This is a genomic window from Streptomyces sp. NPDC052042 (genome assembly GCF_044548345.1).
GTDB lineage: Bacteria > Actinomycetota > Actinomycetes > Streptomycetales > Streptomycetaceae > Streptomyces.
The window spans coordinates 1-10,511 of sequence record NZ_JBIUBU010000061.1; the positions used below are offsets into that span (position 1 = coordinate 1).

12 protein-coding genes are annotated in these 10,511 nt (G+C 68.0%); 4 read left to right on the forward strand and 8 right to left on the reverse strand.

What is annotated here, in order from left to right:
* The 4 genes from ACIHCL_RS36555 to ACIHCL_RS36570 all read left to right on the forward strand — a co-directional run.
* Positions 1–310: RidA family protein (locus ACIHCL_RS36555; protein ID WP_399868863.1), on the forward strand; the 310-nt coding region annotated here is incomplete at its 5' end.
* Positions 307–1,425 (forward strand): aminotransferase class V-fold PLP-dependent enzyme, encoded by a 1,119-nt coding sequence (locus tag ACIHCL_RS36560; RefSeq protein WP_399868864.1) that lies wholly within the window; start codon positions 307–309, stop codon positions 1,423–1,425. The genes ACIHCL_RS36555 and ACIHCL_RS36560, both read left to right, overlap by 4 nt.
* Positions 1,426–1,839: 414 nt before the next feature.
* Entirely contained in the window at positions 1,840–2,067 is a 228-nt protein-coding gene (locus ACIHCL_RS36565) for a hypothetical protein (RefSeq protein ID WP_399868865.1), read from the forward strand.
* Positions 2,064–2,600, forward strand: a complete 537-nt coding sequence (locus ACIHCL_RS36570) for a DUF6283 family protein (RefSeq protein WP_399868866.1) — start codon at positions 2,064–2,066, stop codon at positions 2,598–2,600. Before ACIHCL_RS36565 ends, ACIHCL_RS36570 begins: the two co-directional genes overlap by 4 nt.
* Before the next feature lie 185 nt (positions 2,601–2,785).
* Here ACIHCL_RS36570 and ACIHCL_RS36575 read toward each other — a convergent pair whose 3' ends face one another.
* The 8 genes from ACIHCL_RS36575 to ACIHCL_RS36610 all read right to left on the reverse strand — a co-directional run bounded on the left by ACIHCL_RS36575 (position 2,786) and on the right by ACIHCL_RS36610 (position 10,416).
* On the reverse strand, positions 2,786–3,484 hold the full coding sequence (locus tag ACIHCL_RS36575) for a hypothetical protein (protein ID WP_399868867.1): 699 nt from the start codon (positions 3,482–3,484) through the stop codon (positions 2,786–2,788).
* A gap of 6 nt (positions 3,485–3,490) precedes the next feature.
* Positions 3,491–5,569 (reverse strand): hypothetical protein, encoded by a 2,079-nt coding sequence (locus ACIHCL_RS36580; RefSeq protein WP_399868868.1) that lies wholly within the window; start codon positions 5,567–5,569, stop codon positions 3,491–3,493.
* On the reverse strand, positions 5,569–5,814 hold the full coding sequence (locus ACIHCL_RS36585) for a hypothetical protein (protein WP_399868869.1): 246 nt from the start codon (positions 5,812–5,814) through the stop codon (positions 5,569–5,571). The genes ACIHCL_RS36580 and ACIHCL_RS36585 overlap by 1 nt, the downstream gene beginning before the upstream one ends.
* Positions 5,811–6,050, reverse strand: coding sequence for a DUF5999 family protein (locus ACIHCL_RS36590; RefSeq protein WP_399868870.1), 240 nt, complete (start codon positions 6,048–6,050; stop codon positions 5,811–5,813). The genes ACIHCL_RS36585 and ACIHCL_RS36590 overlap by 4 nt, the downstream gene beginning before the upstream one ends.
* Positions 6,051–6,471: 421 nt before the next feature.
* Positions 6,472–7,338: an SAM-dependent methyltransferase gene (locus ACIHCL_RS36595; RefSeq protein WP_399868871.1), complete on the reverse strand. Its 867-nt coding sequence runs from the start codon at positions 7,336–7,338 to the stop codon at positions 6,472–6,474.
* Positions 7,335–8,570, reverse strand: coding sequence for a cytochrome P450 (locus ACIHCL_RS36600; protein WP_399868872.1), 1,236 nt, complete (start codon positions 8,568–8,570; stop codon positions 7,335–7,337). Before ACIHCL_RS36600 ends, ACIHCL_RS36595 begins: the two co-directional genes overlap by 4 nt.
* 20 nt (positions 8,571–8,590) lie before the next feature.
* Entirely contained in the window at positions 8,591–9,814 is a 1,224-nt protein-coding gene (locus ACIHCL_RS36605; protein WP_399868873.1) for a cytochrome P450, read from the reverse strand.
* Positions 9,811–10,416 carry a GTP-binding protein gene (locus tag ACIHCL_RS36610; protein ID WP_399868874.1) on the reverse strand — a complete coding sequence of 202 codons (606 nt, stop codon included), beginning with the start codon at positions 10,414–10,416 and terminating at the stop codon, positions 9,811–9,813. The genes ACIHCL_RS36605 and ACIHCL_RS36610 overlap by 4 nt, the downstream gene beginning before the upstream one ends.
* Positions 10,417–10,511 lie beyond the last annotated feature (95 nt).

Genomic DNA, 10,511 nt, shown 5'->3' on the forward strand with positions numbered 1-10,511 from the left:
TCAGGAGTCCACACAACCCCCGATGATCACGCGGTGGCCGTACCCGTTCCCAGCCGGGTCCGCGACAAGATCGCGAAGTCAGACTGGAGTACTAGTCGGCATCGACAACGTCGCACGTATCGTGAAAGTCGTCGGTTTCGTCGCGTCGGCCGAGGGATTCACAGGGCAGCCGGCCGTGGTTAACGGCGCGTCGGACCTGCTCGGTGAGATCTTCGGGGAGGCGGGGCGCCACGTCCGTTCCGCAGTGGGAGTCGCGGAGCTTCCGCTCGGCGCCCCGGTCGAAATCGAGCTCATTGTAGAACTCGCATGAGCGGCCTGCATGGCCCCGGAGAACGGCCCAGGGGCGGTTTTTCGCAGCTGACATCGGGGCTGAGCCTGGCCGAGGCCGCCAGCTGGTGGGATCTCGAGACGACCTTTCACGACACCTGTTCATATGGACCGCCCCCGCGCCCGGCGTGGGAGGCCTTGCAGACCTCCCTGGACCAGTGGCGGCATGGTCTCACGCCATGGCAGTCCTGGGCGGAATCCGTGCAGGCCGCTCGGGAGTCCTTCGGGCTGATGGTCGGCATTTCCCCGGAGCGGGTGGCCACCGGGGCCGCAGTGTCTCAGATGCTGGCCCCGGTCGCGGCAGCAGTGCCGGATGGGGGCACAGTGCTGGTTCCCGACATCGAATTCACCTCGGCCGTTTTCCCCTTCGCGGTCCACGCGGATCGTGGGGTCACGGTCCGCACGGCGCCGATGGCATCTCTCGTCGAGGCGATCGACGAGCAGACCTCGCTGGTGAGCTTCTCGGCAGCCCAATCGGCCACAGGCGAGGTGGCCGACATCGTCGCGATCACCCAGCGGGCTCGCGAGGTGGGCGCGGTGACGGTGCTGGACACGACACAGGCTGCGGGGTGGCTGCCGGTGCGCGCCACCGATGTCGACTTCCTCACGGTAGCCGCCTACAAGTGGCTCTGCGCACCACGGGGGACCGCGTTCCTGACGGCCCATGCCGATCTGGCCGTTCGACACCCGCTATTCGCCGCGCGGCTGAAGCCGCTGGCAGCGGGGTGGTACGCGGGTCAGCCGGGCGCACACTACGGGATGCCGCTGCGCTTGGCGGAGGACATGCGTGCCTTCGACATCTCGCCGGCGTGGCACAGCTGGGTGGGCACCGCGGTGGCGTTGGACGTTCTGAATGCGGTGGGTGTGGAGCGAATCCACCAGCACAACGTCGCGTTGGCGAATAGCTTCCGCGCCAGCCTGGGTCTCGAAGCGTCCAACTCTGCTATCGCCTCGGTTTCCGTGAGTGAGGCGGCACAACGACGCATGCGGGAGGCGGGTATCAGATTCTCCGTCATGGACGGACGCGCCCGTTTCTCCTTCCACCTCTACAACACCCAGGACGACGTGGAGAGAGTGCTGGCGCGGATTCGAGGCTGAGTAAACGCAACCTCAACGGCTCCTCGGCGCCAGCGGAAGCGCATGCCGAGGAGCCGTCCGTTCTGGCTGCGTCGAGGAGCTCGGAAAGTCTGGCGAGCTTGGTGCGCGGTCTGAACACCTTGACCTGGAAGGAGCCTCCCGCCCTGGAGGAAGGGGACGACAAAACGCGGTGACCGTGCAGCGCGGGAACGGCCTTCGCCGTATGGGCAGCCGAGGGGCGAAGACGGGTGCGTACTCCACGTGTTTCGACCTGCCTGGCCTGCCCGGCGTGGGTGCGCGGACGGTCAGAGGTTGTGCCATGACTCGATCCTTTCATGAAATCGAGTCTCCATTCGAATCGGGGCGGTTCACTACGAGGTCGGGCCGCCGCCCGAGAACCACGGCTGGTACGGCGACACGGTCGAAGCCGTCGAGGTGGAACAATGGCCGGTGATCGTCGCCCGGTGGGAGCCCATCACCGACGAGCCCGCCGTCGACCGGCCCCGCCTCGGCGCGATCGACTCCCTCGCGGCTGTCTGGGAGGAGTCCGGCGCCCGTACGTCGGTCGCCCGGGAGGCCGCCGCCGAGTGGATCGTCCAGCACGCCGACGAGGTCGCCCAGCTCTACGACGAGTACCTGGACTCGACGGAGGGCGGCGAGTGACCGCCCGGCAGGTACCGCGCTGCAAGGTCCCGTGCCCGCGCTGCCCTTGGCGCAAGGACGTCGAGCCGGGCGAGTTCCCGGCGTCCCGGTACGAGGAGCTGCGCGTCACCAGCGAGCAGCGCGCGGGCGCAGAGCCCGGCTTCGGAGCACCGCTGTTCGCGTGTCACAAGACGAAGGAGGGCCGCGAGTGGGCGTGCGCCGGGTGGCTGGCCGCCGTCGGGCACCGGCACCTCGGCGTCCGCCTGGCCATCGCCCAGGGGCCCTACCGCTGGCAGGTCGAAGTGACCATCCACGGCCCTCTAGCCGAGATCGCCCGCAGACTGCCACGCACGGCTGTCACACTCACCGCTCAACCGGTCGGTGTCCGCATGCAGGCTCGCGTGGAACGCCTCGACGGTATGGCACACCTGCTCGCCTCGCTCGAATGGCCTTTCACCATCCACCGCCCCGACGAGCTCAGACCAGCTCTCAAACATCTGGCCGACCAGCTCACAACAGCAGCTGAACGCACGCCAGGAGAACTGCCGCGGTGAATTACGGATTCACCGCAGCAGGCTCTCCGAGCCCCGGACCATGCCTACGCAGTGGCTCACATGTTCGATTGGGCGTGACCGCCGGCGTCAGGGGCGAGGTGTACGCATTTCGTTCGGGTTGGTGTGCAGGATAACTACGTCCTGGTCGGCTACTTGCAGAACCCTGAACGACTGTGCTGGCTGGCTTACTTGCCCTTGTCCACGACTCGCATGCGCTCCTCCAGCCTGGCCCGGAGATCCGACAGGTCGTCGTCCGGGAACTCCCGGGACAGGAAGTCCAGCCCGTCGTGCAGGTAGGACAGGGACACACACATGCCGTAGTTGTTCGGATCCGGCTCCACGAAGAGGTACTGCCAGTCGTACAGGCCCTTGATGCGCAGCATGACGTCGAGGTAGTCGCCGTACCCGAGGTGGAGCCGAGTCGGGTCCTGCCTGATGTCGTAGTACCAGAGTTCGGGCGATTCCTGGTTCTCGGTGAGCCTGAGCGCGGTGTAGGTGCCGGTTCCTCCTATCGGATGGGTGTGGAAGATCCTGAACTCATGGACCAGCCGCTCCATTTCGGTGGCTTCCGCGGACGCGGACCCTTCCTCGGATTCTTGGATCAGCGCTTCACCGATGTGCACGAGACTGAACTCCCCGGCGAGCGCTTGGAAGGGTTCCCGGGCCCGCCATGCGAAGAGCCGATGGAGGTGTCGGTGGAAGTTCCTGGTCAGTGCGGGAGGGAGCGGGCGGTCTTCTACGGCCCGCACGATCTCGAGGGCGTCTTCGGCGTGCTTCAGGTGGGTGGCCAGTTGGCCGCGATCGTTTGCATGCGTGCGGATGGAACCACACGCCTCGACCTGCTCCACCATCTCGCGCAGTCGACGTTCGTAGTCAGTTTCCATATCTCCTCATTGCGGGGTCGCGTCGGTAAGAACGTCCGGGCCCGTGTGGATGGCCGGACGGGATGCCGGTGGCCCAGGTGCGTCGGGGGTTACGACAGGGGTGGCGCGGCAGATGAGAGAGCCAGCTCTGCCGTCCGCGAGGTGTGTGCTCAGGCATGACCCGGGAAGGCGGGGCTCGTGCGGGTTGAGAAGATGCGCGATCAGGCCGTGATCCCAGAGCGGCCGGTCCGCAGGGGCTGCCCAGTACGCGCCGTCGGGTGTCGTGCAGTGTCCGTCCTCAGGCAGACGCACCACACGGCCACGGGCCGACAACCGTCCCACAGCTCCGCGCCGCCCCAGTCCGTCCGCACCTGCCGCGGTCACCAGCAGGGCGGCACCAGCGTCAGGCAGCCCCAGAACCGGCCCCCACCGGTCGGCAGCAGTCTGCTCCAGCAGAGCACGGCACGTCTCAGGGGCGACTCGCACGAAGTCGTACGAGACACCGGCCACCTGGTTGCCCACCAGGCCGCCGGCGCCCGATCGGAGGGGCCCGGCGGCCTGGCCTGCGGGCAGGAGTCCCAGCGGATCGTCGCGGTCGGGGCGGACCGCGTGGCGGGGGACCGGAACGTCGGCGGATGGGATGAGCAGGCGGGGCGGAGTCAGCCGGGCCTCGCTGTCGAGCACCTGGTGCGCCCAGCCTTCGACGATGAGCTGCGCGCTCGTCAGGCCGGTGGAATGCAGCTCATCGAGGCACTCCTCCACGCGGTCCGTGGACAGGCCGGCAACTGCCGCAATGTCGCGGACGAGGCGTTTCTCAGGTGTGTCCAGGACCAGTGCCCGCCACACGGCGCGGACATCGTCCGCCACCTCCCATGTCCGGGCCGGATCCAGCGGGAACGGGTTGAGCAGTCGCGCGAGGCAGGCCTTGTGAATGGCCGTCAGGACCGACGAAGTCCCCGCCGCTCGCCGGCAGTTACGCAGGTACTCCTGCGCGGTGTGCGGGGTAATGCCCATGTGTTTCGCAGCGTCCGGAATCGTCAGCCCTTCCACGGCCACCAGGCCCAGGGCCCAAACCTCTTGGCCGGTGAGCTTCATCGGGTCCGATGCCTTGTGGGCCCGAGCCGGGGCACCGGCCCCGCCCTGCAGGCTCAGTTCCGGAACGGGCGCCACAATCTTGGCCTGTTCATCCAGCACCCCGGCCTCCCAGCCCGCGAGCACCAGGCGGCAATCGGGCATTCCCATGCTCCGCAAGTGCCTCAGATGCCGGTCGACCTCACGGGCCGGCAGCCCGGTCTGTCGGCTGATCGCTCCCACCAGATGACGATCCGGCACGTCCAGGACCATCCCCCGCCACACGGCGGCCAGCGCCCCGGACAGCGGCACACCGCCAGGCCCCGCCGAAGCGGGCGGAATCAAGATGCCGGCTCGCACCGCCTCGTGTACGAGAGACCGTTGTGCTTCGACCCCGGCGTGCCGCGCACACTCCCGCAAATGCGCATACACCGCTGCCTGGACCATGCCCGTCCGCTGCGCACAGCCGATGACGCTGAGCCCGGCGGCACGCAGTTCCAGCACCCGGAAGCGGGTAGCTCCCAGGTTCCATGGCCCGCCGCTGGGGTCACGACGGCGCTGTGCGTAGCAGGGAAGGGTTCCCTCTTTGCCGGACAGGACGCCGGCATGGAGTCCGATTCGGATCAGCCCGTGCGGCGGGACGTGGTACTGCTCCGTCAGCTGGTCGAGCACGGCCGTGACCTCGGCAGCGTCCACTTCGGCCAGGGCTGCCAGTTCCGGCACCAGCAGCCGATCCGGTACGTCCAGGCGCAGGCCGGCCCATATGAGCGTGGTCAGCGGATCCAGGTCGGGAATCTCCGACGGCGGATTCAGCTCCGGGCGGCCTGCCCCGTGATGGACCTCGTAGGTGTAGATCAGTGTCCGCAGGCTGCTGCCCACCACCTGCATCGCGACGCGGGCGTCGTCGAGTCGTCGGCACACCGTGGGGACGCTGATGCCGAGTCTCAGGGCGGCGTCCTCCGGCGTGCCGCCGGAGGCGACTGCGTCCAGGGATTCGATTTGGCGCAGGGGCAGGACCTGTGTCTGTGAGAGCATCAGCGGCCCCGCCGCCGAACCGCGCGTCCGGCGACGTCGCTGCCGTCGACCAGGGTGACCTTACGCAGATCGGAACCGAGCCGGGGCGCTGTCGCTGCCGACAGCGTCTGCTCGTCGTCCAGTGGGACGTACCGCTCCGGCACCCGCAGCGGGGCACCGCCGACCACCGTATACAGGGCCAGGACGGTGCCGACGGCCCGCCCGGGGCGCATGGTCTGACGGGGGAGACGGCTGATGCCGGTCACGCCGCTGCCCCCATGGTCTGGTGATCGTGAATACGCCGAATGGGCTCCACTACGGTCCCGTCCGGCCGCACCCCGCCCGTGTCGGCGAAGTGGACCAGGCCGTTGCACAAAAGGCTCCAGCCCTGCTCCGGGCACGGGCGTATCGACCGTGCGGCGCCGGAGTCGGGCGCGCACGCGGCTGGGCAGGGCGGGGAATGGGGGCAGTCGGGTGTAGTGCTCGCGCTGGTGGTGCTCACGGCGTTCCTGTCGTCGGATCTCGTAAACGCTGAAGGGGGGTGAAGCAAGGGCCCACCGCTCCCTGGAAGCGGGCTAGGGTGCTGGCCAGCACTCCGGGGAACGGCTGCTAGGTCGATGCCTGCTACTTCGCATATGCGCGTGAGCTTGGGCACCATTTGGTCGGTTTCACCGGCGGGTCGCCGGTACTTCTTGTACTTCGACCGGATGCGAAGCCGGGTGGGGCCGGCTGTCTCCCGGAGTCACGGGCCGGGAGACAGCCGGGGCGCAGGACGCAGGCAGCACAGGGGGATGGCCGCCGGGCCCGGGCCAGCCTCTCCGGTGCCGGGTTCGCCGTGCGGCGCCGGCCGGAAAGGCTCCGGGGAAGCCATGGTCTGCGAGGAGCACCCTTTTTTCCTTGCGGACCACGGCTGGCTGGGTGGGTCAGCGGTGTGCGGGATCCGGATGGATCGCGATGGCTGCGTAGGCGCCGCTGTCGCCGATCGGGACCGGCGCGCGGCACTGTCTCGGGTGGTACAGGTCGACCGGAACGATGCCAGGCACTCGGACAGACCAAGGACTCGGGTGATCGTCTATCAGATCGGCTATTTCCTCGGCCGTCCGCAGGCGTACCGGAAGTCCCCCTGCGGCGAAGCACTCGGCTGCGGTGCCGGCCGATCCGTCACGGCACAGATCAGCGGTGAGATGGGTGAGGGAGAGGACACTGCCGGACGGCGCCCACCCGAGAATCGCGCCTACGACGTCACGGGCAGCCTGGTCGTGGGTGATCCAGGGGAGGCTGTTGTGGAGCAGGAACGCTGTGGGCCGGTCCAAGTCAAGGCCGTGCGTGCGAAGGCCGTCCAGGACACGGTGAATGTCCTGGCGCAGATCCGCGTGCACGAACCGGTGCCGCGCCGGGTCGGCTACGAGCTGGGGGCCGTGCTGGATGACGTATGGGTCGGAGTCGACGTGGATCACCGTGGCGCTGGGGCCTGCGGACACCGCCGTGGAAGGGAAGCGGTCGTTGCTGGTCGGCAGTCCGCTGCCCAGGTCGACGAACTGCCTGATCCCGGTTTCGCGGAGCATCGACACCGTCTGGTGCGCGTACAGGTGATTGAGCTCAACGGCCCGCTCGAACCAGGGCGCTGCGCGGAGCACACTCGTGCCCAACCGGCGGTCGGCAGGGTGATGGTGGCTGCCGCCGAGGAGCCACTGCGTGAGTCGGGCGCTCGACGGTGCTGTGAACGAGGCCTGGTCACCTGGTGTTTCGACGGCCGGAGGGGCACTGATGGGCGGGGTGAGTGTCTTCATCGCGTGTCCTTCTCCGGGACGGGCTCCAAGACGACGCCGAGACGGGCAGAGGTGTTGGAGATGAAGCTGGGAACCGGGGTGCGGTCGTCGAGATCGGCCAGACGGGCGTGGGGGTAGCGGTCGAACAGCTTGGCGAGGGCGATTTCGCCCTCGGCGCGGGCCAGGGGCGCTCCGAGGCACAGGTGGGCGCCGTACCCGAAGGCGAGGTGCTCCTTGTTCAGCCGCAGCACGATGAACTGGTCCGCGTCCGGTCCGTACTCGTCGGGGTGGCGGCCGGCCGCGCTGTAGCAGGCGAGGATCGGTTCACCGGCGGGGATGACGGTGCCGTCGGGGAGCGGGAGGTCCTCGGTGGCGTATCGCATCGGAAGGTTGGCGATGGGTGCGTCACGGCGGAGCGTTTCTTCAACGACGTCGCCCCAGGTCGCCTCTTTTGCGCGGACGCGGGCGAGTTGGTCGGGATGGGTGAGCAGGTTGCGGATCGCGTTGGTGATGAGCCCCACCGTGGTCTCGAATCCGGCGGTGATCATCAAAAGGAGTGTGTCGGTGAGTTCCTTCTCGCTCAGTGCTCTGTTCTCGTCGTCACGTGCGGCGACGAGAGCACTGGTCAGGTCGTCGGCCGGCGTTTCGCGTTTGAGCTCCACGAGGTCGCGCAGCAGTGCGTAGAGCTCGGCCTGGCTGGCCGTCTGCTCCTCCCAGGTGTGCGACGTCGAGAAGATCACGTCGGCCAGGCGCCGTACCCGGTCGTGGTCCTGCTCGGGCACTCCCATGAGCCGGCAGATGAAGAGGATCGGCAGACGGCGGGCGTAGACGTCGACCAGGTCGATGGGCTGACCGGGGGCGTATGTGGCCTCGATGCCGTCGAGGAGCTGGTCGGCGATCGAGGTGATGACGGGGATCATGGCGCGTGTGCGCCGGGCGGTGAACGCCGTCTGGACGAGCTTGCGCAGACGGCGGTGCTCCTGTCCGAACGCGGTGAACATGTTCTGGACGCTGACCCACAGTGCCAGGGGCCAGGTGGCCGTCGCGGTCTCGAATTCGGGCCAGTGGGCCCGCGCGTCCTTCGAGACCCGCGGGTCGGTGAGCATCTGACGCAGCCACTGCGGGTTGCTCACGGCCCACGCTTCGACGCCGAGCACGTCGACGCGCGTGACCGGGCCGCGGGCCCTGAGTGCTGCGTCCTCGCCGGTACGGTCGGGCGCCTGCGGGTTCAGTGCGAAAACGCTGCTGTCCATGCGGTTCTCCTCCGTTGTACTCAGTCGGTCAGAGGTGGTGTCGGTGCGAAGGACACGGGCAGTGCGGCCAGGGCCCGGTGGAACGGTCCGGGGCGCCAGCGAACCTCGTCCGGGCTGATCGCGAGCCGCATGTCCGGCAGCGCCTCGGTGACCTCGTCGAGGGCCGCCTGGGCGATGATCATGGACATGTCCGCGGCGGGGCAGGCGTGAGGGCCGGTGCTGAAGGCGAGATGGGCCCGATTCCCGAGCCTTTGCTCAAGGCCGCCAAGCGCTGGGTCGTTGTTGCAGGCTGCCAGGCTGATCACGACCGGCTGATGCGCGAGCAGCACCTGGTGGTCGTCCATCACCACCGCCCGCGGGGGATAGGACAGGCAGTAGTTCGCCATCGGCGGATCGCTGAAGAGCCCCTCGTCCAAGGCTTCCCGAATACTCAAGGCGCCACTGGAGACACCGTCCATGACCTGTGCGCTGGTCTGGATCCTCAGCTCCGTGTTGGCGATGGTATTCGTCGTCGGTTCATAGCCGGCGCCGAACACGGTCACCAACTGCTGGGCGAGCTCCGGATCAGTGAGCGCGGACTCGTGCTGGATCAGCCGGGTGACGAGATCGTCATCCGGACAGGCCCGCTTGAGGTTGATGAGATCCTGCAGCGCCTTCATGAGCACGTTGTTGGCCTGTTCGGCATCGGCCCCACCCTCGAAAACCGCCTTCATGGAAGTGCCGATCCTGCGAGCCAGCTGGTTCGGGGCACCCGCCATGTCGCTGATCGAGCCGAGGACAACCGGCTTGGCGAACTCGTTCAGGAAATCGGCTTCCCCCCGCGCGCAGAATCTGTTGATGGACCGCCGCGCAGCCCGCCGTACCGTCCGCTCCACCTCGTGCAACGCGACCCCGCGCAGCGCGTCCACGTTCGAAGCCCGGTACCGGGCATGCTCGCGGCCCGCGCTGCGCAGCGCGTTTTCCCGGTATCCGATCATCGGCAGGAGGGGGCAGTCCGCCGGCACAGTCTGCTGCCACTCCCGCGGGTCGGCGGGGAAGCTGACCGGGTCGTTGAGGATCCTCAACGCCATCGCGTGGTCGACCACAAGAGTCGCGTTGCGCTCGGGGTGCAACTCGACCGGCACCAGCGCCCCGTACTCGTCCCGCATCCTCCGGTACGCGGCGTGCGGATCGGCGGCGAACTCCTGGGTGTACATCGGGAACCGGCGGCGGTCTCCCGGCGCCGGGACGGGGTGGACGGTCACGAATGCTCCGGAGTCACGAGGGAAATGAGGTACTCGAACAGGGTGATCAGCGTGGCCTTGCAACTGGAGGTGTCGCGGGCGTCGCACCGGACCAATGGCGTCTCCGGCCTCAAGTCGAGGGCCGTCCGCACCTCCGCAAGGTCGTACTGGCGGCGGGCGTCATCGAACTGGTTCAGCGCCACGGCATACGGAACGCGACGCTTCTCCAAGTAGTCCGCCACCGGGAACGAACTGTCCAGGGTGCGGGTGTCGGCGATGAGTACCGCGCCCTTCGCCCCCTGCATCAGCTCATCCGTGACTGGAAGAAACCGCATTTGCCCTGAGAGACCGAAGAGGTACAAGGCGAACTCGTCGCCCGGCAGAGTGATACGGCCGAAGTCCATCGCGACCGTGGTGGTCGTCTTTTGACCGCGGCCCGTGAGGTCGTCCACCCCGATACTCGCGGTGGTGATGCGCTCCTCGGTGCGCAGGGGATCGATCTCCGAGACGCTGCCAACGAACGTCGTCTTCCCGACTCCGAAATGACCGGCGATCAGCACCTTGATCGGAGTCGCGGAGACGGGGACGTACGCGCTGTCAGGCAGGGAGAGCGCGGAGGCCATAAAGGGCTCTCCTGCCGTATGTGTGGGCGCTCTGACCTGGCCGGATACGTGAAACACGCCGTTCCCTGCGAAGCTTGAGGTCTCTAGTCACAAGC

Coding starts and splice junctions, on each gene's coding strand:
- ACIHCL_RS36575 (WP_399868867.1), bottom strand. CDS start 3,484: ATGGAAACTGACTACGAACGTCGACTGCGCGAGATGGTGGAGCAGGTC.
- ACIHCL_RS36595 (WP_399868871.1), bottom strand. CDS start 7,338: ATGAAGACACTCACCCCGCCCATCAGTGCCCCTCCGGCCGTCGAAACA.
- ACIHCL_RS36560 (WP_399868864.1), top strand. CDS start 307: ATGAGCGGCCTGCATGGCCCCGGAGAACGGCCCAGGGGCGGTTTTTCG.
- ACIHCL_RS36600 (WP_399868872.1), bottom strand. CDS start 8,570: ATGGACAGCAGCGTTTTCGCACTGAACCCGCAGGCGCCCGACCGTACC.
- ACIHCL_RS36610 (WP_399868874.1), bottom strand. CDS start 10,416: ATGGCCTCCGCGCTCTCCCTGCCTGACAGCGCGTACGTCCCCGTCTCC.
- ACIHCL_RS36580 (WP_399868868.1), bottom strand. CDS start 5,569: ATGCTCTCACAGACACAGGTCCTGCCCCTGCGCCAAATCGAATCCCTG.